This is a genomic window from Entomomonas moraniae (genome assembly GCF_003991975.1).
GTDB classification, from domain to species: domain Bacteria; phylum Pseudomonadota; class Gammaproteobacteria; order Pseudomonadales; family Pseudomonadaceae; genus Entomomonas; species Entomomonas moraniae.
Window position 1 is genome coordinate 2,921,953 of record NZ_CP029822.1, and the last position, 19,380, is coordinate 2,941,332.

A 19,380-nucleotide genomic window follows, 5' to 3' on the forward strand; every position below is an offset into this window, starting at 1 on the left:
ATTGTCGGAGTAATGTTTGTATTTGGTCGAACCGATCTTGTAAAGACTCTTGTTGTTTGGTTTCGATTTCCGTCATGTAAGTCCCCACTCCTAGATACTCAGAAGCGCATCTTAGGAGTTATTTAATCAATATGTAATACATGATATCTATGGATTAAAAAACATACCTATTCGGCGAATATTTCCAAAGGAAAAAGTAGTTTTTATAAAGTGACCTTAAAAAAAAACCTGCAAGTGCAGGTTTTTTAGTATTTGGCGCGCTCGAGAGGATTCGAACCTCTGACCGCTCGGTTCGTAGCCGAGTACTCTATCCAGCTGAGCTACGAGCGCGCAATTGGCAAATAGGATATTACTTTATAATTGAATGGCGCGCTCGAGAGGATTCGAACCTCTGACCGCTCGGTTCGTAGCCGAGTACTCTATCCAGCTGAGCTACGAGCGCACAATAAAACAATAAAGCAAGTCTTAATTTGCAGTCGCGAACTATACGCTATAACGGGGATTTGAGCAAGGGTTTATTGAAAATTATTTACTAAGGTAGTAGAGATTGTTATTGTGTATGGCAGTAGCAATGAACTAATAGCCAGGATAAGAGAAATAAAAAGGCCACTAGAAAGTGGCCTTTTGACTATCTATGTTATGCTTCTATTAACATATTTCGTTTTAATTTATCCATTGCATTCTTTTCTAGCTGGCGAATACGCTCAGCAGAAACATTGTATTTTTCTGCTAAATCATGCAATGTTGCTTTATTATCTGATAACCAACGTTGTTGTAATATATCTTTACTACGTTTATCTAACATTTCAAGTGCATCGTGTAGATTATTTGTAGAACTATCAGACCAGTCAGCATCTTCTAGTTGAGTCGCAGGATTATAGCGATTATCCTCTAAATAGGCTGCAGGTGAATAGATCGCTGTATCATCTTCATCATCTGACGCAGGATCAAACGCCATATCTGCACCCGTTAAACGACTTTCCATTTCGCGAATATCTTTGGCATCAACACCCAGTTCTTGTGCAACATTCGCAACTTCTTCGTTATTTAGCCAATTTAAGCGCTTCTTCTTACTACGTAAATTGAAGAACAGTTTACGTTGTGCCTTTGTTGTCGCAATTTTAACAATACGCCAGTTTTTGAGAATAAACTCATGAATTTCTGCTTTAATCCAATGCACAGCAAAAGAAATAAGGCGTACGCCTACTTCCGGATTAAAACGTTTAACGGCTTTCATTAAACCGACGTTACCTTCTTGAATAAGGTCTGCTTGTGGTAAGCCATAACCAGCATAACTACGAGCAATATGGATGACAAAACGTAGATGAGCCAATACCAACTGACGAGCAGCATCTAAATCTTGTTCATAATAGAGCCGATCTGCCAGTTCATGCTCCTGTTCTGCTGTTAACAACGGTAGGCTATTAACAGAGTGCACATAGGCCTCTAGATTAGCTCCCGGTGTTAATAATTGAGCAGAAATTAGGTTTTTTGACATTCGATTCTCCTAAGAATTGATCTACCTAATAAAACCAAATAAATCTTATTAAGTGCTATTATATTTAGACTATAAAGAATATTAAATAGTTCCGCTACCAATAAGTTTTTTTAAATTATTTCAAGAGTGTAATGTATTGTTTTTATAGGGTTTATCTTGGTGCTAACTCCCTAAGATGTTTCGCTACAGCAAGCCATGCGCCAATCCAACCTAATAAAATGGCTCCAATGATTAATGAGAAAGCATCTTCAAGCGATACACTGGATAATTTAAAGTCACTGGCATATAAACCGGCCAATTTTATAACATAGGCATTAATCCAATTCAAACCAAATGCTAATAATGCCCATGCTAGAAGCCCAGACATAAGCCCATAGAGTGCTCCCATATAAATAAAAGGGCGACGTATATAGCCATCTGTACCACCTACCAGTTTGATCACCTCTATTTCCGCTCGACGGTTTTCAATCGCTAGGCGGATAGTGTTACCAATGACTAAGAGTAAGGCTGCAATTAACAACACAGTAATACCAAAAACAAATTTTTCACCCAGTTTTAGGATAGCCATTAAGCGCTCAACCCATTGCATGTCCAGCTCTGCTCTATCTACAGAGGGTAGTGCTTGTAGCTCTTTTTCAAGTGATACAATTGTGGTTTGATCAAGCTTTTTAGGCGTGACAACAAGAACAGCAGGCAGTGGGTTGTTAGGGAGTGCTTGTAGTGCTTCACCTAAGCCTGTTTGCTCTTGGAACTCTTTAACGGCTTGCTCTTGGGTGATCAGTTTTGTTGATTCAATTGCAGGATTTTGTTTAAGCTCTTCTTGTAATTTTATGGCTTGCTCATCATCTACATCTAAATGTAAAAATAAAGAAATCTGTGCCGCTTGTTGCCATGAGCCCGCCAAAGCATTAACGTTTTTTAAGATGATGGATAGTCCCATTGGTAAGCTAAGTGCAACAGCAATAACTAGACAGGTAAAAAAGCTTCCGATAGGGTGTTTTATAAGTCGAAGAAAACTGTCCATAAAACTTGCTTGGTGGCTTTCTATCCAAGCATGAAAAAGTTGTGAAAAAGAAGGATCGTCAGTGAGCCTTTTTTCGTTATCACGTTTTTGTTTTACTTCATTCATTAAGCGGCTTCTCCATCACCAATTAAGCGGCCACGTTGTAAGGTTAATAACCGATGACGCATACGGGCAATCAGTGCTAAGTCGTGGCTAGCAATAAGAACCGTTGTTCCTAAGCTGTTAATGTCTTGGAAAATTCCCATGATTTCAGAGGCTAGACGAGGGTCTAGATTCCCCGTTGGTTCATCTGCAAGTAATAGCAAAGGTTGGTGAACAATCGCTCTGGCAATGCCAACACGTTGTTGTTGCCCCGTTGATATATCATTGGGGAACTGGTCTGCTTTTTCTTTGAGGCCGACGCGGTCAAGCGCTGTGATTACACGCTTGTAAATATCGTCTTTACTCATCCCAAGAATTTGTAAGGGGAGTGCAACATTAGCAAAAACATTACGATCAAAAAGTAATTGATGGTTCTGAAAAACAACTCCTATCTGGCGCCTTAAGAAAGGTATATGGGCAGTGGAAATACGGGATAAATCTTGTCCTGCTAAAATGATCTTGCCATCAGTTGGGCGCTCCATAGCTAGTAGTAATCGTAAAAGTGTACTTTTACCGGCTCCTGAGTGGCCTGTTACAAAAAGAAACTCACCACGTTTTACATGAAATGAGAGTTCATGTAAGCCAACATGGCCATTAGGATAGCGTTTTGCTACATGATCAAAGCGTATCATGATTAGTCCTTGAAAATAGCTTGTACAAATGATTCAGCCTCAAAGGGGCGTAAATCATCTATTCCCTCACCAACACCAATATAACGAATAGGAAGCTGCATCTGGTTTGCTAAAGCAAAAATAACACCACCTTTTGCTGTTCCATCTAATTTTGTTAAAGCAATACCCGATAAAGGCACTGCTTGATTAAAAAGTTTAGCTTGGCTTAATGCATTTTGGCCAGTTCCTGCATCCAGTACTAATAAAGTTTCATGGGGAGCTGATTCGTCAATTTTGGTTATAACGCGACGAACTTTTTTCAGTTCTTCCATAAGGTTTTCTTTATTATGAAGTCTACCTGCTGTATCTGCAATTAAAACATCAATACCTTTTGATTTAGCTGATTGTACTGCATCAAATATAACGGAAGCAGAATCTGCGCCTGTATGCTGAGCAACCACAGGGATACCATTTCTATCTCCCCAGACTTGCAGTTGTTCTACGGCTGCCGCACGGAAAGTATCGCCCGCCGCTAGCATTACTTTTTTCCCTTCAAGCTGTAGTTTTTTAGTGAGTTTGCCAATGGTCGTTGTTTTTCCTGCACCGTTAACACCAACAACTAATATAACAAAGGGTTTGTGCTCATTATTAATAGCTAATAGTTGTTCAACAGGCTTTAACATATCAACGAGTTCTTGTTTGAGTGCTTGATAAAGCGCCCCACTATCTGCAAGTTGTTTGCGTTGAATTTTTTTAGTTAAGCTTTCAATAATGGCATTGGTGGCATCAAAACCAACATCAGATGTCAGTAATAATGTTTCTATTTCTTCTAAAAGCTCATCATTGATTTCTTTTTTGCCTAAGAAAATGCTGGCGATACCTTCCCCAAAAGAAGCACTAGTCTTTGCTAACCCTTGTTTAAGTCTTGCAAAAAAACCTTTCTTTTCAGATGTTGTTGCCTCATTCTTTTCTGTTTCTGTTTCTGTTTCTGTTTCTGTTTCTGTTTCTGTTTCTGTTTCTGTTTCTGTTTCTGTTTCGTTCGTTAATGGTTTATTTATTTCCAATGTTTCTATGGGGGATGATTTTATTTTTTCTACTTGTTGCTCATCCGCTTTGATTTCAACTGCTACAGCTTTAATATTTTCTGGTTCTGGTTCTGGTTCTGGTTCTGGTTCTGGTTCTGGTTCTGGTTCTGGTTCTGGTTCAGATATCTCTGGTGTTTTTTCTTCTTGTGCAACAATAGGTTCTGTTGGAGAAGTAATGTGTATTTCTGCTTTGGTCAACGATTCAGATATATTGTCTGTTTTAGACTCTTCAACAGGTAGTGACGTGTCATCTTCTGAATCAATGCTTTCTGGTGTTTCTATCGATGTTTCTTCGGGTACCAGATTTTCAGTAGGCTCTTCAGATTTATCTGTTTTAGGTTTACGACGAAACCAGCTAAAGAGACCTTTCTTTTCTTTATCGTCTGAGGGGGGATTCTGATTATCTGTAGAGTTTGACATAAGCCGATTTATCTCAATAACAATTCTATGTATAAATTATGTAACAAAGCATTAGATGCTAAATAAGTGTTAGCTTTGGTACATTATGACCAATAAATGTATTATCCTAACATATTGTAATTGATTGTTAGTATTCAATCATACTATATTTTCTATTTAAAACAGGTAGGTTTGATGATTATTCGCCATTTTGTAATGTCCTTGAGCATTACTGTTCTTTCGCTTAATGCTTTTGCAGCACCCTCTCAATCAACCCATGAATTTACTTTAGATAACGGCCTCAAAGTGGTTGTGCGAGAAGATCATCGTGCCCCTGTTATTGTTTCACAACTATGGTATAAGGTTGGCTCAAGTTTTGAGGCGCCAAGTTCTACTGGGCTCTCACATGCCTTAGAACATATGATGTTTAAAGGCAGTAGTAAAGCTGAAGCAGGTGAGGCTTCTCAAATACTTAGTAACTTAGGTGTTCAAGAAAATGCTTTTACGTCAGATGATGTAACGGTTTACTATCAAGTTCTAGCCAAAGATAGGCTCCCCGTTGCATTAGAGTTGGAAGCTGACAGGATGGCGACATTAAAAATACCTGCCGATGAGTTTGCCAAAGAAATCGAAGTGATTAAAGAAGAGCGTAGATTACGCACGGATGACAATCCTAATGCATTGGCTTATGAACGTTTTAGAAGTTTGGCTTATCCTGCCAGTGGTTATCACAATCCGCCGATTGGTTGGCGTGCTGACCTAGATCGTATGAGTGTTGAAGATTTAAGGGCTTGGTATCACCGCTGGTACGCACCTAACAATGCTGTACTTGTCTTGGTAGGTGATATTACTCTTGATGAGGCTAAAAAACAGGCTAATCAGTGGTTTGGTCATATTCCAAGGCAACCCGATATTATAGGTAAAAAGCCGTTAGAACTTGCTAATCCTGGGGATAGAAAACTGAATATTCATGTGAAAGCTCAGCTTCCTACTCTGTTAATGGGCTTTAATGTGCCTAGCCTTTCAACGGCAGAAAATAAGCGTGATGCTTATACATTAGAGTTGATTGCTGCGTTATTAGATGGCGGTGATAGTGCACGCTTAACCACCGAATTAGAGTTAAAGCAAGAATTAGTGACAGGAGCAGGCGCCGGCTATTCGGCGGTTACGCGCGGTGATACGTTATTTATTTTTAACGCTTTACCTAATACACAAAAAGGTAAAAGTATTGCTGATGTGGAGAAGGGAATATGGCAATTGTTAGATCAGTTAAAAACCACTAAACCAACGAAGGAAGAACTAGATAGAGTGAAAGCACAATTGGTTGCTTCATTAGTTTATTCACGAGATTCTATTTCTAGTCAAGCAATGATGATAGGAACATTAGAGGCTGTTGATCTTCCTTGGCAGTTATATGATAAAGAGCTGGAAGAGATAGAAGCTGTAACGCCTGAGGATATTCAGCGCGTAGCTAAAAAATATTTTACTCGCGATCGCTTAACAACGGCGTATGTTTTACCAGAAAAGGAGAATAATAATGACTAATTGGAAAAAGAAAGCATGGGTACTTCCGTTGGCAATGGCTTGTTCTCTCCCTTTTATCAGTAATAGCTATGCAGAATCAGAGGTTGGCGCTAAAGTCCAATCGTTATCTCACTTAAGTCAGTCGGCTCCAACGGTGCGTCATCTCAATATTGAAGAGTGGCGTACAAGCGCAGGTAGTAAGGTATTATTTGTTGAAGCTCATGACTTGCCTATGTTTGATATTCAGCTGACATTTGCCGCTGGCAGCAGTCGTGATGGTAATAAGCCGGGTGTTGCTTTATTAACCAATGCGATGCTTAATGAGGGTGTTAAAGGTAAGGATGTCACTGAGATAGCTAAAACCTTTGAAGGGGTAGGCGCTGACTTTGGTAATGGCTCTTATCGTGATATGGCTATTGTTTCGTTGCGTAGTTTGACAGAGGCTAAGAAGAGCCAAGTGGCGTTGAATCTATTAACAGACGTTATTAGTGCGCCTACTTTTCCAAAAAGTTCTTTTGATCGGCTTAAAGATCAATTGTTAACAGGGTTTGAAATTGACAAAAAAACACCTAATAAAATAATGACAAAAGCCTTTTATGACAAACTCTATGGTGATCACCCTTATGCTCATAACATTGCAGGTAACCCTGAAAGTGTTAAAGAGATGACGATTAAAGATTTAGAGAGTTTTTATAAAAAGACTTATACAGCAAAAAACCTCGTTATTGCTATTGTAGGTGATTTATCAAAAAAACAAGCTAAAGAAATAGCAGAGAAAATTTCTAATTCCTTACCTAAAGGTGAAGTGTTACCAGTAATTGCCAGCCCAATACCTGCTAAAGCAGGTAAATATCATACAGAGTTTACTTCACAGCAAATGCACATTAGCATGGGTGAGCTAGGGGTTACCCGTAATGACCCTGACTATGTTGCGTTGTCTGTTGGTAACCAAATTTTGGGTGGGGGGAATTTAACCTCTCGCCTTATGAAAGAGGTGAGGGAACGTAGAGGCTTGACTTATGGTATTTATTCAGGTTTTTCTACTATGCAAGTAGCGGGCCCTTTCTCAATCGGTCTACAAACACGTGCTGAAATGACCGAGGGGAGTATTGGACTCATTAAAGAGGTTGTGCGTGATTACTTAGCCAAAGGCCCGACACAACAAGAGCTAGACGATACAAAGCGTGAAATAGCAGGGAATTTTCCACTTGTTAATGCGAGCAATAGCAGTATAGTTGGGCAGTTAGGATCAATAGGATTTTATAATTTGCCCTTAGATTACTTAGAAGATTATATGAGTAAAGTGCAGGCATTGACTGTAGAGCAAGTTAAGACAGCCATGAATAAACACATAAATGTGGATGATTTTATTATTGTAACTGTTGGGCCTACTGTTAAACAGCAAGCATTGCCAACTCCAACAGAAGGTGACAAAAAAGTGATGGGAGCACCAAATTAACGTGGTAACAAAGCAAGGTCAGTTAAGAATTATTGGTGGTGAATGGCGTAGCCGTAAGTTAACAATTCTTGATGCAGAAGGTCTACGCCCCACACCTGATCGTGTAAGAGAGACATTATTTAATTGGCTTGCTCCTTATATTGAGGGAGCAAGCGTTTTAGATTTGTTTGCTGGTAGTGGCGCGCTTTCACTTGAGGCATTATCACGTGGTGCTAGCCATGCTACCTTGTTAGATGTAAACGTTTCGGTTATAAACCACTTAAAAAAACAAATACAGTTATTAAATTGCCAAAAAGCGACGTTATTAAATCAAAGTGCTTTGTTGTTTTTAGATCAACCTGTAGCACGAACATTTGATTTGGTTTTTTTAGATCCTCCGTTTGGTAAAGCAATGCTTGAACCATGTTGTAAGTTATTGGTAAACAATAAATGGTTAACGGATGATGCTTGGGTTTACACAGAGTCTGAATTATCACCTAGTCAACTTGTTATGCCGCGTGATTGGACCGCCTATCGTGAAAAGAAAGCGGGACAAGTTTATTATACGCTGTGGCGTACTCGTTAGTTGGATCAATTTATACATTGCTTGAGTAGAAAGCAGATATTTGTCTTAGTTTAATAGAGGCGTTACAAAGACTATTTTTTCTGATAAAGGAGAGTTTTTTTTGAGCACTTTTATTTGAGTTAACCTCAATTTTTTTACCATTAAAAAAAATAACATAAATAGACTAAATATTTTCAGGAGAATGTTAAGGGTAGAGTGAATGTTTATATCTGCCAATAACTTCTTTTGCTACTTCGCTGATTGTTAGTCTCTGTATACATAAAAAAGCCAGTAGTTTTTAATTGCTGGCTTTTGTTTTGCGTTTACTTAAGGCAATGCTTTTTCTGTTGTTGATCCTAGCTTAATGGATTTTTGTGAGGGTAGATATACCCCTTTGTTGTCATCACGCCCTTGTAGCAAGTATTTCGCCTGTGGCTTTTTGTAGGTTTCAACTGCTTCTTTTGAGAGTTTTCCAATAATATTGTTTGGTCCTTTTAACCGATTGATAATAATAACTACTTTCGTATCGGCAAAGTCTTGGAACATATTTTGGTCGCCCTCACTGTCACCTGCAACAAGGATAGGGCCTTTGTTTTGGTATTTAGGTGCAATTAAACGCTTAATTTCTACTGTTTTACCAGGGCCTTGTGTTTGTGTGTAGCCTTTACGGTATTCTGGTAGAAGTTTGCCGTCTTTATCGCGCTCTAATTCCATTGCAATAACGTGATCTTTGGGATTGTTGTAACCAAATGCGGGGTTAGATGAAACCTCTTTAATCACGTCGATAAATGAGGCAGAGCATACCCATACGTCAATACCAGCACTGCGTAGTTTGGTATAAAGATCTTGCATCTCAGGTGAAAGGCGTAAACCATTATTCCAAGCAGTGGATACTTGTCCTGCTTTGCTAGTAATTTCTGGACTTTCCCATGTTACTTTTGTAATCGGTTGTGTAAGTTGCCATTTAACGGTTTCATCTGTTAGCTTGGCAATGTCTTGTTCTGTGAGACCTGTAAATAAGTAAGTGACCCATGGATAAGCGATAGATACATCAAATGACTCACCTATGGCACCGTATAAATAGCGGAGCTTAGTTGAAAACTCTTTGTATTGTGGGGTATCTTTAATTTTTTCTAAAGAAAGTTTTCCATTCATTTGATCATAATTATCATAGATCCATTGATAGTTATTAACGATATCTTGGGCGATTAAGTCAATATTAACAGGCTTTCCTTCTTTGTTATTCATCGCTTTCGTAAAATTATCTTTAGGGATATTTTTTCGAATGACTTCATTTAAGGTTTTGGGTGTCATTTTGAAGGCTAGATGTTCTATCTGGTAGATCATTAGCGCTTCTTGAATGTCTAGAAAGACGGATGTGTTATCCCAGTCAAAGACAGCATATGGTGGATTTTGTGCATCATAATTAGGACTAGTATTGCCATAAAGCGCAATCATTTTATTGATTTGGTCACGGTTAAAACTATCCCAGTTACCTTGAGCTATTTTCTGTGTGTTTTGCTGGGTTGTTGCTTGGTTGCTAGGTATTTTTTGTTGTACGGACTCTGCTAATACAACATTGGTGGCTAGTAAACTTGTTATAGTAGTTAATGCAATAATTAGTTTATTCATTTTGGGCATAGTAAATCTCTCCTGAGTTTGTATGAACTACTCAGGGTATTACTATAAAGAAATTATTTATAAAGAAGTGGGCTTCTTCTTATCTACTTGATATGTGTCAGGTATTGGTACAAAGTTCCGATTCTTGATAGGGAGAGTCCATTTATTGTAGTAGAAAAAATAAAAGCTAGTCTAAGGTGGGAATACAAAATCTTAGCTAGCTTTCAGTCTTTAGAATTAATTAATCTTCTTTTTTTACACTATTTTGTAGGTAGTTTTTGATAGTCATTTTCTTAATTAAACCAACTTGTGCTTCTAGCCAGTCAATGTGTTCTTCTTCTTCGCATAGAATATGTTTTAGTAAGTCGCGGCTCACATAGTCGTTTGTTTCTTCACAGCAGATGACAGCATCACGTAGGTCACTGGTTGATTTTTGCTTTTGCTTTAGATCGCAATCAATCATTTCTTCTGTATTTTCACCAATCGATAATTTACCTAAGTCTTGTAAGTTAGGTAAACCTTCAAGAAAAAGAATACGCTCAATTACTTTATCAGCTTGTTTCATTTCTTTAATCGAGTGGTGGTAAGCATTATCGCCTAAACTTTCTAGCCCCCAGTCGTTATACATGCGTGAATGTAAAAAAAACTGATTGATAGCCACTAATTGATTAGCTAACACTTTATTGAGGTGTTGAATTACTATTTTATTACCTTTCATTTGTTTATTCCCATCGTTATTTCTTTTTATTGTGCGACGGAAGTTACAAAAAGTCAAATTGCTTGTATACAAAGCATTACAAACAGTAATGCTTATTATTTTTCTTTAATAATTATTTATTTCATTAGGATTAAAATGAACAACTGCAGAGCTACTAAGTTGCGCTTCAACCATAGATTCTTTAGTGATTTGTTTAGCTAAACAACCACATTTACCACATTGGCTCGCGATGTTTAGTGCAGCTCTCACTTCTTTATATGAGCTACATCCGCTGTTGATAGCATCACGAATATCTTTATCAGTAATACCTTGACATAGACAAACATACATACTATTTAATACCTCAAAAATTATAATTGAGATAATCTTAGTTTAAATGATAATCATTGTCAATAAGGTTCGCATTTAGAATCCGCTATTTATTCCTAATGTGCGATGTAGCAAAGAATGATTAGTCGATTGTGCAACAAAACAGCTTAATTGTGTTGCGAGTTGATTTTGAGCTTTTAGGGCTTGCTCTTGAGTTGTAAATGCTGAAAATAAACAAGCGCCTGTCCCTGTCATCCTAGTGGGGTATTGTTCACTCATCAAGGTAAAAGCATGTTTTACGACGGGGTAGTTATTTAGAACCACTGCTTGGCAATCATTATGCCCATCGATTAATAAAACATCTTGTTGGTTTATGGAAGACGTGTTACGTGTAAGATTAGGATCTTTAAAAACGTTGGCTGTATTAACATTAATTTCAGGGATGGCTACTAGATACCATTGTTCAGGAGGCTTTATAAATGTAAGTTGTTCTCCAATACCTTCAGCAAAAGCGGCTTTACCTTGAATAAATACAGGCACATCAGCCCCTAACTGTAGCCCTAATGATGCTAGTTTTGAAAAATCGCAACGAGTATTCCATAAGCGATTGAGTGCTAAAAGTGTAGTGGCCGCATTAGAGCTTCCACCACCAATACCTCCACCCATCGGTAGTTTTTTATTGATCCAAATATCTGCACCTAAAGGCGTTTTGGTTTGTGCTTTTAGTAAGTTAGCTGCTCTAGTAATTAAATTACTATCATGGGGAACATCAATAAAATGGGTGTGAAGCTTTATAATGCCATCATTACGGGTATTAAAAAATAGTTCGTCTGCATAATCTAGAAATTGAAAAATAGTTTGTAGATTATGATAACCATCGGCCCGTCTACCAGTAATATGTAAAAATAAGTTTAATTTTGCAGGTGCAGGTAATACAAGCTCAGCATCCGTTGGCAATTTATTGCTCATTTCATAAACCAGCTATTTCTTTGCCCATTTTTCGAAGAGTCCATTGTTTGAGAACAATCGTGACACGTATATCTTGTCCTTCAGCAATAATGCGCTCTGGTAACCAGTAACCATTATTGTCTTGATATTTTTGATATTGAATTGTCCAATTATCCTGTTTTAATTCTTGTAGTTGGTTTTCTGCGTTGAGTTTGTAAGTATAAGGTGTTTCCGGGGCAGGTAAGCCTTTAATCCACCATACGAGATTGGAGATGGGAATATTCCAACCTAGTTGTTCTTGTAAAAGTTCTTCTGGTGTTGTTGCGCTATATTTACCTTGTCCAGCAATCTCTATCGATACGTTGCCCTTTTGTCCTACAATACGTGTGGCACCACGACCCATAGGGCCGGATAAACGAATGTCATAATAATTAAATTGTTGTAACCAAGCCAGTGTTGCACTACCTGATTCTTTTCCAGCTTTTATGCCTACTTTACCGTCAACTTGCCATGTGTCTAATGTTGATATTTTAGCTTGATGTTGTTGCCAGTTTTGTTCAGGGGTGCTGGACTTTTCTTGATGAGAAAAAAGTCCGCAACCTGCCATGAGTAATAAAGTTCCAATAAGCGCTAATGATCGAAAATAAGTTTTGTACTTCATTTATAATTCCTTGGATCCTGTTAAACGTTTTATTGTGTCTAATATGGTGGTATGTTGAGGGTTTTCTTCTAGAGCTTTTGACCATATAGCTTTGGCTTGCTCCTTATCATTTAGCTTCCAAAGTACTTCACCTAAGTGCGCAGCTATATCTGGGTCGGGATAATTGTCATACGCTTGCTGTAAATACTCTTGAGCTTCTGTGAGCTTTCCTAGTTTATAGTATACCCATCCCATGCTATCTAATGTGGCAGGATTGGTAGGATTTAATGAGTAGGCTTGTTTTATAAGTTGTAATGCTTCTCTATAGCGTGTTGTTTTTTCGGTTAGTATATAGCCGAGTGCATTGATTGCGCTGTCGTTATTAGGCTCTAGCCTTATAATATAGCGCAAATCTTTTTCTGCTTGAGCAATATTGTTACTTTTTTCTGCCAATAAGGCGCGGCTATAATATAAGCTGGTATTTTTAGGATCAGCTTTTATTGCTTGATTAATAAGTTGCCAAGCTGTTGATAATTTATTTTGGTTTTGTAGTGCTTCTACTTCAAATAAGTAAAGCGGCGTGCTAAAAGCAGGTTGATCTTTACGTGCTTTTGCTAAGTATTGTTGGGCTTCTTTAGTTTTATTCTGTTCAAAAAGAATTTTAGCCGCATTAGCGGTGGCATTAAGGAAATTTTCTTCATCATTAACTTGTTGATAATAACTCAGTGCTTTTTCCTTTTCGCCTTTATTGTCATAGGCCGAAGCTAAATAGAAATAAACAACACTAGGGTTGACGCCGTGTTCAAGCATGATGTTTAGATAGTTGATTGCTTCATCCCACTGTTGCGTTTCTAAGCAAACAAGCACTAAGGCGAATCTTATATCTTCATCGGTTGGGTATTGTTGAGTAAGCAATAAAAATTGTTGTTTTGCTTCTACTAACTTGCCGTCACTAATCAGGCGATGTGCAAGGTTTAGGCGTAGTTGTTTATTTTGTGATGTGTTCTTGATTTCTTTATTGAGTAAGGCGATGGATTCTTCCGTTTTTCCTGTCCTTTGTAGCAAATAAGTTTTAAGTAAAATAACTTCACTTTGTTGTTGTATGTTTGTTGGCAGTGTATTTAATGTAATTAATGCTTTTTGAGGCTCTTTGTTACTAGAAAGAAGAGCTGCCTTTGTATAGGTGAGACGATTATTGTTAGGGTATTTTATCGACAGTTGGTCTATATAATTGATTAGCTGGGGGTAAGACTCAGCAGGTAATACATTATTATCAAGTAGTAAGAAATCAAGTGTATGAGTTTGTGTAAACACTTTTTCTAAATAGGGCGCGATATCGTCCGTCATATTATTTCGTGACAATTCAAATAGAGCTGCTCTATTTGCTTGTTCACTATTAGGCGCTGTTTTTGCCCACAACATAGCCATGTCCAACTGTTCTGCATGATTTTCTAGAAAAGAAGCAATCTCATAAGCGCGTTTCGCTACGTTTGGATCATTCGTTTTCTTTGCTTGTTCGACATAAATAGAGAGTGTTTTTTCAAAATCACCTCGGCGATCTGCAAACTCTGCAATAAGGAGTGCCGATAGCGTATCTTTTGTGAATGGCCTGGTTTTTTCTTCTTGTGCAGGTTGTAAGGCGCTAGAAGCAGGCTTGTCGATTGGCTGCTTATTTGTTAAAAGATTGCATCCCCCCACAAAAAAAGCTAAGGCGCAAGGTAAAAAAGAAAGTCGTTTCATAGCAAAAAATAATATTACTTTAGAGAATAAGGTTATTTCAGAAATGAGTTTACAGTTAAGATTCTTAATCCGTGTAAAATAATCTGATTAGTGGATTAGTATACTTGTTTTTATGTGTTAACGAAAATGATTACTAGAGTCGTTATTTATTTTAATGATACAATAATCGGCTTATTTAATCTTCTATTTAATCTGTGAGTTCATTATGCGTATTGGTCTATATTAGCTAGGGTGGCTGATGAATATATAACGTCTCCTAATGGTGTTTGTATTAAAACCATGGGGATACAAGATAACCTGAAAATTATTGGCTGATAGAATAATGAAACCTTCTTTATTAAGTAAATTAGAAATCCTGCAAGATCGCTACGAAGAAATAACCGCCTTATTAGGTGATGCTGAAGTTATTAGTGATCAAAATAAATTTCGTGAATATTCTAAAGAATACGCTGAAATTGATCCTGTTATAAAAACATTTAGAGAGCTTACTAAAGCACAATCAGATTTGACTGGTGCTAAAGAGTTATTAAAAGATGCTGATCCTGACCTAAAGGAAATGGCCGAAGAAGAAATTGCAGATCTACAAAACTCAATAGAGTCTTTAGAAAATGATCTGCAAAAAATGTTATTACCCAAAGATCCTAATGATGCACGTAATGTGTATTTAGAAATTAGAGCGGGAACGGGGGGGGATGAAGCTGCTATTTTTGCGGGTGATTTGTTTAGAATGTATTCACGTTATGCGGAGAAACGAGGTTGGCGCGTAGAAATATTGTCTGCTAATGAAGGTGAACATGGCGGTTATAAAGAAGTCATTTCAAGAATTGAAGGTGATCATGTTTATAGCTTTCTAAAGTTTGAGTCAGGTGCTCACCGAGTACAGCGTGTTCCAGAGACTGAGTCACAAGGGCGCGTTCATACGTCGGCCTGTACCGTTGCGGTACTTCCTGAACCAGACGAGCAACAAGAAATAGAAATTAATCCTGCAGATTTGCGTATTGATACATACCGTGCATCAGGGGCGGGTGGTCAGCATATTAATAAGACAGACTCAGCTGTACGTATTACACACATTCCTTCAGGAATTGTAGTAAGTTGTCAGGAAGAGCGTTCTCAACATAAGAATAAAGCCAAAGCAATGTCGTGGCTTTTTGCGAAATTAAATGATCAACAACAAAATGCTGCTCAAAAAGAAATTGCGGATACACGTAAATCTTTAGTAGGATCGGGCGATCGTTCTGAACGCATTCGGACTTATAACTTCCCTCAAGGGCGTTTAACCGATCATCGAATTAATTTAACCCTGTATTCTTTAGACGATATTATTGCAGGTGGAATTGAGTCCGTAATTGAACCTTTACGTGCTGAATATCAAGCGGATCAATTGGCAGCATTAGGGGATTAAGGGCGCTCTCCTTCAAGAATGACTGGAGTCAGTTCTAACGTTTAGAAAAATATTTTAACAATGCTATTTACCCTATCTTTATGAAATCGGTCATACTATAGGCAAGAAATATTGTTTTAATTGAATGTATTATTAATAACAATGTAGATTGTTGTTACTTGACTACTAAGGAGTACATATGACAGCCAGTCAGTCACAAGAAGGCGAGAAAATTTTAATTATTGATGATGATGCAAGACTTCGTCGACTTCTTGAACGTTTCCTCTCTGAAGAGGGATTTCGTGTTAAAGCTGTTGAAGATACAGAGCAAATGGATAGATTATTAAGTCGAGAGCTTTTTAATCTTATCGTGCTTGATTTGATGATGCCTGGTGAAGATGGTTTGACTGCATGCCAGCGCTTACGAAGCCAAGGCAATAAAATGCCGATAATCATGTTAACTGCTAAAGGTGATGAAGCTAGCCGTATTCAAGGTTTAGAAAGTGGTGCTGATGATTATCTACCTAAACCTTTTAATCCTCGTGAGTTATTAGCACGTATTAAAGCTGTGTTACGCCGTCAAACATCCCAAATTCCTGGTGCACCAGATACTGAAGATGCAGAAGTTACTTTTGGGGACTATACATTGTCGCTCGCTACCCGTGAGTTAAATCATGGTGATAAAGTGCATATGCTAACAACGGGTGAATTTGCGGTATTAAAAGCACTTGTTCAACATCCTAGAGAACCATTAACTCGTGATAAATTAATGAGTTTAGCGCGTGGTAGAGAATGGGATGCTTTAGAGCGTTCAATCGATGTGCAAATCTCTCGTCTACGTCGTATGATAGAGGTTGACCCTGCTAAACCCCGTTACATTCAAACGGTTTGGGGTGTTGGCTATGTGTTTGTACCCGATGGTGATAAATAGTTTGTATTAGTACCTCCTTAACAGAGGTACTTTAGGATTTATTACTATGGCTAAGAACAATAGAATAAGATTTCATCTATTACCCAAGAGCTTCTTCGCGAGGATGCTCTGGCTTATTCTAGTCATTGTATTATTTTCTAAAGCACTGACCTTAGGTTATCTTGTATTAAATGAAGACGTGCTTGTTGACAGACAATATAGCCATGGTGCGGCGATGCTTATCAGAGCGTATTGGTCTGTGGATGAAGAAAGCCGTGATGATATTGCGATTGCCGCTGGTATTTTATGGAAACCTGATGGAGAAGCTCCATTGGGAGAGTATCATTGGCCGTATTCTGATATCTTTCAGCGCCAAATTCAGAGTGAGTTAGGTTCTGATGCAAATACACGCTTAATTATTGGTAAATATATTTCATCCTTATGGGTGAGCGCTCCGAGTCTTGGTCCAGGGTGGTTAGAGATACCTATGTATCCTCATCCACTAAGAGGCCAACAGATTTGGCGTGTGTTAGCATGGTTTATTGGTATTGTTTTTCTCTCCATGTTTACAGCGGGTATCTTTGTTTTACAGCTTAATCAACCATTAAAACGACTTGTTTTTGCAGCAAGGCAGCTTGGTAAAGGAAAAAGTATCCGTCTACCCACTAATAATACAATTAGTGAAATGACGGAAGTCTATAATGCTTTTAACCAGATGGCAGAAGACGTTGAAAAGGTTAATAACGAACGTGATTTAATGTTAGCAGGTGTATCTCATGACTTGAGAACCCCCCTTACTCGACTGCGATTGTCTGTTGAATTAATGCATGGGGATGAAGAGTTTACAGAGGATATGGTTCGTGATATTGAAGACATGAATGAAATCCTTGATCAGTTTATTGCGTTTATTCGAGATGGTCGTGATGAAGATCTTGAAGACATAGACCTAAATGATTTAGTAGAAGATGCGGTTGCGCCGTTTAATCAAGGCGAGCAAAAAGTACGTCTATTTTTAGAGGATGTTCCTGTTATTTCAGCTCGTCGTGTTTCATTAAAACGGTTATTGGTTAATTTAGTCAATAACGCATTAAATTATTCACACGACACCGTTGAAGTAACAACGTATTTAGCCAATAAGCACAAATCACCTTATGTGGTTTTAAGTGTTCTGGATCGCGGCCCAGGAATTCCTGATGAAGAGTTGGCTAATGTTTTTAATCCATTTATGCGTGGTAATCAGGCGCGGAGTGGAAAAGGGTCCGGGCTTGGTTTAGCTATTGTTGAACGAATAGTTAAACAACATGGTGGGCATATAGAATTGCTTAATCGTATAGGCGGTGGTTTAGAGGCTAAGGTCAGTCTCCCTATCGGGCTAAAATTACCTAGTCCAGAGTAACTCTGAAGTTAAGGTAATTTCTTGATAAGTTCAAAAATAGGTTTTTGCCAAGTATTACTATCACCTAGCGCGATGAAGTTAGGGTTTAAATAATCTTTTCTTGGTTCATAACTTAAAGTATCGCCGTTCTCATTAAATACATTACCGCCAGCGCCTTCTAATATACCTTGTGCTGCTGCTGTATCCCACTGACAAGTAGGGGCAAATCTAGGGTAGCAATCTGCTTGACCTTCTGCAATTAAGCAGAATTTTAGAGAGCTTCCAGCATTTTTTAATGAGAAAGGAGCTAAGGCTGCCAACTGTTCCAAAAAAAGCTGTTGCTTTTGTGAACTATGGCGTTGGCTAGCAATAACTTGAAGAGCAGTTGTTTGAAAGTTACTGCAACGGATGGCTTGTTTAGTGCCCGCATCATCAATGCGCCAAGCTCCTAAACTTTTCCCACCAACATAACATATTGCAGTGACTGGAATGAATACAACACCAAAATGAACATGCCCATCATTAATGAGGGCAATGTTGATTGTAAAGTCGCCGCTTCCAGCAATAAATTCTTTAGTCCCATCAAGCGGATCGATTAGCCACCACTGCTTCCAGTTTTTTCGTGTGGTATAGTCAAATGAGCAGGCTTCTTCAGATAAAATAGGAATATGTGGTGTTAGTTTGGTTAAGTGTTCGATAATAATATGATTGGCTGCTAAATCTGCCTTTGTGACCGGTGAGTCATCTAGTTTATGATTGACTTCAATATCTTTTTGCCAAAACTTTAAGGTGGCCTTGCCAGCTTCTTTTGCAATAGCAACAATATCGGGTATTAATTCATCGGGCATCAAATTTTTTACCTCGGCTTGCCAGTAGGTCTCTTACAATATAGAGTGCTGCAATTGCTCGACCTTCAGAAAAGTTTTTTTGTTGGCTTAATGCCAGTAAATTATTAATATTTGCAGTCGATACCTTAATGGGTTCTGGTTCATCACCCTCTAGTTTTTCTGGGTATAAATCCTGTGCTAAAACAACTTGTATTTCTTGTGTCATATAGCCGGGGGAAAGGCTTAACGCGGTGATGTGCTCTAACTTCTTTGCTCCATAACCTGTTTCCTCTTTTAGTTCGCGATTAGCCGCTTCTAATATGGTTTCATTAGGTTCAATAAGTCCTTTAGGGATAGATAGCTGGTATTTATCAATACCTGCACAGTATTCTTCAATCATGATAAAGTTTTCTTTATCTAACATGGCCACAAGCATGACGGCTCCATGCCCTCTATTGACTAAGCGTTCAAATGTGTATTCATTATTATTAGAGAAACGTAATTGTATTTCTTCTACTGTAAATAAGCGAGTTGATGCTACAATTTGCTGACTCAATATTATCGGTTTTTTTCTCATGATTTTCTCTTTATAAAAAATACCGTACTATCATAACTTGCTAAACC

Annotated in this window: 18 protein-coding genes and 2 tRNA genes; 6 read left to right on the forward strand and 14 right to left on the reverse strand. The window is 38.1% G+C overall.

Annotated elements, in window-relative coordinates; all coding sequences use genetic code 11:
- Positions 1 to 253 precede the first annotated feature (253 nt).
- The 6 genes from DM558_RS13670 to ftsY form a co-directional block, all read right to left on the reverse strand.
- A tRNA-Arg gene (locus tag DM558_RS13670) sits at positions 254 to 330 on the reverse strand.
- Positions 331 to 365: 35 nt separating this feature from the next.
- A tRNA-Arg gene (locus DM558_RS13675) sits at positions 366 to 442 on the reverse strand.
- A 195-nt stretch (positions 443 to 637) separates the two neighbouring features.
- A complete protein-coding gene (gene rpoH, locus DM558_RS13680) occupies positions 638 to 1,498 on the reverse strand; it encodes an RNA polymerase sigma factor RpoH (RefSeq protein WP_127164466.1) in 861 nt (286 codons plus the stop codon).
- A 151-nt stretch (positions 1,499 to 1,649) separates the two neighbouring features.
- Positions 1,650 to 2,627: a permease-like cell division protein FtsX gene (gene ftsX, locus DM558_RS13685; RefSeq protein ID WP_127164467.1), complete on the reverse strand. Its 978-nt coding sequence runs from the start codon at positions 2,625 to 2,627 to the stop codon at positions 1,650 to 1,652.
- Positions 2,627 to 3,295 (reverse strand): cell division ATP-binding protein FtsE, encoded by a 669-nt coding sequence (ftsE, locus tag DM558_RS13690; RefSeq protein ID WP_109704004.1) that lies wholly within the window; start codon positions 3,293 to 3,295, stop codon positions 2,627 to 2,629. Before ftsE ends, ftsX begins: the two co-directional genes overlap by 1 nt.
- Before the next feature lie 2 nt (positions 3,296 to 3,297).
- Positions 3,298 to 4,779 carry a signal recognition particle-docking protein FtsY gene (gene ftsY / locus DM558_RS13695; RefSeq protein WP_127164468.1) on the reverse strand — a complete coding sequence of 494 codons (1,482 nt, stop codon included), beginning with the start codon at positions 4,777 to 4,779 and terminating at the stop codon, positions 3,298 to 3,300.
- A gap of 195 nt (positions 4,780 to 4,974) precedes the next feature.
- Between ftsY and DM558_RS13700 the strand changes: the two genes are divergently transcribed.
- The 3 genes from DM558_RS13700 to rsmD are packed head-to-tail and all read left to right on the forward strand — an operon-like array spanning position 4,975 to position 8,306.
- On the forward strand, positions 4,975 to 6,303 hold the full coding sequence (locus DM558_RS13700) for a M16 family metallopeptidase (protein WP_228411869.1): 1,329 nt from the start codon (positions 4,975 to 4,977) through the stop codon (positions 6,301 to 6,303).
- The gene (locus tag DM558_RS13705; RefSeq protein ID WP_127164470.1) at positions 6,296 to 7,741 is read left to right on the forward strand and encodes a M16 family metallopeptidase; all 1,446 of its coding nucleotides are present in this window, start codon (positions 6,296 to 6,298) and stop codon (positions 7,739 to 7,741) included. The genes DM558_RS13700 and DM558_RS13705 overlap by 8 nt, the downstream gene beginning before the upstream one ends.
- Before the next feature lies 1 nt (position 7,742).
- Positions 7,743 to 8,306, forward strand: a complete 564-nt coding sequence (rsmD, locus tag DM558_RS13710) for a 16S rRNA (guanine(966)-N(2))-methyltransferase RsmD (RefSeq protein ID WP_228411762.1) — start codon at positions 7,743 to 7,745, stop codon at positions 8,304 to 8,306.
- Positions 8,307 to 8,612: 306 nt separating this feature from the next.
- Here rsmD and DM558_RS13715 read toward each other — a convergent pair whose 3' ends face one another.
- The 6 genes from DM558_RS13715 to DM558_RS13740 all read right to left on the reverse strand — a co-directional run bounded on the left by DM558_RS13715 (position 8,613) and on the right by DM558_RS13740 (position 14,260).
- The gene (locus DM558_RS13715) at positions 8,613 to 9,926 is read right to left on the reverse strand and encodes a haloacid dehalogenase-like hydrolase (RefSeq protein WP_228411763.1); all 1,314 of its coding nucleotides are present in this window, start codon (positions 9,924 to 9,926) and stop codon (positions 8,613 to 8,615) included.
- A gap of 220 nt (positions 9,927 to 10,146) precedes the next feature.
- A complete protein-coding gene (gene bfr / locus DM558_RS13720) occupies positions 10,147 to 10,623 on the reverse strand; it encodes a bacterioferritin (protein WP_127164472.1) in 477 nt (158 codons plus the stop codon).
- A gap of 105 nt (positions 10,624 to 10,728) precedes the next feature.
- Positions 10,729 to 10,953: a bacterioferritin-associated ferredoxin gene (locus DM558_RS13725; RefSeq protein ID WP_127164473.1), complete on the reverse strand. Its 225-nt coding sequence runs from the start codon at positions 10,951 to 10,953 to the stop codon at positions 10,729 to 10,731.
- Positions 10,954 to 11,028: 75 nt separating this feature from the next.
- Entirely contained in the window at positions 11,029 to 11,901 is an 873-nt protein-coding gene (gene ispE, locus DM558_RS13730) for a 4-(cytidine 5'-diphospho)-2-C-methyl-D-erythritol kinase (protein ID WP_127164474.1), read from the reverse strand.
- Between the two features lies 1 nt (position 11,902).
- Positions 11,903 to 12,541 (reverse strand): lipoprotein insertase outer membrane protein LolB, encoded by a 639-nt coding sequence (lolB, locus tag DM558_RS13735; protein ID WP_127164475.1) that lies wholly within the window; start codon positions 12,539 to 12,541, stop codon positions 11,903 to 11,905.
- Positions 12,542 to 14,260 carry a tetratricopeptide repeat protein gene (locus DM558_RS13740; protein ID WP_127164476.1) on the reverse strand — a complete coding sequence of 573 codons (1,719 nt, stop codon included), beginning with the start codon at positions 14,258 to 14,260 and terminating at the stop codon, positions 12,542 to 12,544. It lies immediately after the preceding gene.
- 322 nt (positions 14,261 to 14,582) lie between these two features.
- On the opposite strand from DM558_RS13740, the gene prfA reads away from it, so the two are divergent.
- The 3 genes from prfA (at position 14,583) to DM558_RS13755 (ending at position 17,950) form a co-directional block, all read left to right on the forward strand.
- Positions 14,583 to 15,665 (forward strand): peptide chain release factor 1, encoded by a 1,083-nt coding sequence (gene prfA, locus DM558_RS13745; protein ID WP_127164477.1) that lies wholly within the window; start codon positions 14,583 to 14,585, stop codon positions 15,663 to 15,665.
- 178 nt (positions 15,666 to 15,843) lie between these two features.
- Positions 15,844 to 16,575: an osmolarity response regulator transcription factor OmpR gene (gene ompR / locus DM558_RS13750; protein WP_109703994.1), complete on the forward strand. Its 732-nt coding sequence runs from the start codon at positions 15,844 to 15,846 to the stop codon at positions 16,573 to 16,575.
- 46 nt (positions 16,576 to 16,621) lie between these two features.
- Positions 16,622 to 17,950, forward strand: coding sequence for an ATP-binding protein (locus tag DM558_RS13755; RefSeq protein ID WP_127164478.1), 1,329 nt, complete (start codon positions 16,622 to 16,624; stop codon positions 17,948 to 17,950).
- An 8-nt stretch (positions 17,951 to 17,958) separates the two neighbouring features.
- On the opposite strand, the gene cysQ is transcribed toward DM558_RS13755, so the two are convergent.
- Positions 17,959 to 18,777, reverse strand: a complete 819-nt coding sequence (gene cysQ, locus DM558_RS13760) for a 3'(2'),5'-bisphosphate nucleotidase CysQ (protein WP_127164479.1) — start codon at positions 18,775 to 18,777, stop codon at positions 17,959 to 17,961.
- A complete protein-coding gene (gene nudE, locus DM558_RS13765; RefSeq protein ID WP_127164480.1) occupies positions 18,767 to 19,333 on the reverse strand; it encodes an ADP compounds hydrolase NudE in 567 nt (188 codons plus the stop codon). The genes cysQ and nudE overlap by 11 nt, the downstream gene beginning before the upstream one ends.
- Positions 19,334 to 19,380: the final 47 nt, after the last annotated feature.

Excerpts from the sequence above, each read along its gene's own strand:
- DM558_RS13740 (WP_127164476.1), bottom strand. The coding sequence starts at position 14,260 with ATGAAACGACTTTCTTTTTTACCTTGCGCCTTAGCTTTTTTTGTGGGG.
- ispE (WP_127164474.1), bottom strand. The coding sequence starts at position 11,901 with ATGAGCAATAAATTGCCAACGGATGCTGAGCTTGTATTACCTGCACCT.
- nudE (WP_127164480.1), bottom strand. The coding sequence starts at position 19,333 with ATGAGAAAAAAACCGATAATATTGAGTCAGCAAATTGTAGCATCAACT.
- DM558_RS13755 (WP_127164478.1), top strand. The coding sequence starts at position 16,622 with ATGGCTAAGAACAATAGAATAAGATTTCATCTATTACCCAAGAGCTTC.
- rpoH (WP_127164466.1), bottom strand. The coding sequence starts at position 1,498 with ATGTCAAAAAACCTAATTTCTGCTCAATTATTAACACCGGGAGCTAAT.
- DM558_RS13715 (WP_228411763.1), bottom strand. The coding sequence starts at position 9,926 with ATGCCCAAAATGAATAAACTAATTATTGCATTAACTACTATAACAAGT.
- ftsY (WP_127164468.1), bottom strand. The coding sequence starts at position 4,779 with ATGTCAAACTCTACAGATAATCAGAATCCCCCCTCAGACGATAAAGAA.
- bfr (WP_127164472.1), bottom strand. The coding sequence starts at position 10,623 with ATGAAAGGTAATAAAATAGTAATTCAACACCTCAATAAAGTGTTAGCT.
- ftsX (WP_127164467.1), bottom strand. The coding sequence starts at position 2,627 with ATGAATGAAGTAAAACAAAAACGTGATAACGAAAAAAGGCTCACTGAC.
- DM558_RS13700 (WP_228411869.1), top strand. The coding sequence starts at position 4,975 with ATGTCCTTGAGCATTACTGTTCTTTCGCTTAATGCTTTTGCAGCACCC.
- ftsE (WP_109704004.1), bottom strand. The coding sequence starts at position 3,295 with ATGATACGCTTTGATCATGTAGCAAAACGCTATCCTAATGGCCATGTT.
- DM558_RS13705 (WP_127164470.1), top strand. The coding sequence starts at position 6,296 with ATGACTAATTGGAAAAAGAAAGCATGGGTACTTCCGTTGGCAATGGCT.
- prfA (WP_127164477.1), top strand. The coding sequence starts at position 14,583 with ATGAAACCTTCTTTATTAAGTAAATTAGAAATCCTGCAAGATCGCTAC.
- ompR (WP_109703994.1), top strand. The coding sequence starts at position 15,844 with ATGACAGCCAGTCAGTCACAAGAAGGCGAGAAAATTTTAATTATTGAT.
- lolB (WP_127164475.1), bottom strand. The coding sequence starts at position 12,541 with ATGAAGTACAAAACTTATTTTCGATCATTAGCGCTTATTGGAACTTTA.
- DM558_RS13725 (WP_127164473.1), bottom strand. The coding sequence starts at position 10,953 with ATGTATGTTTGTCTATGTCAAGGTATTACTGATAAAGATATTCGTGAT.
- cysQ (WP_127164479.1), bottom strand. The coding sequence starts at position 18,777 with ATGCCCGATGAATTAATACCCGATATTGTTGCTATTGCAAAAGAAGCT.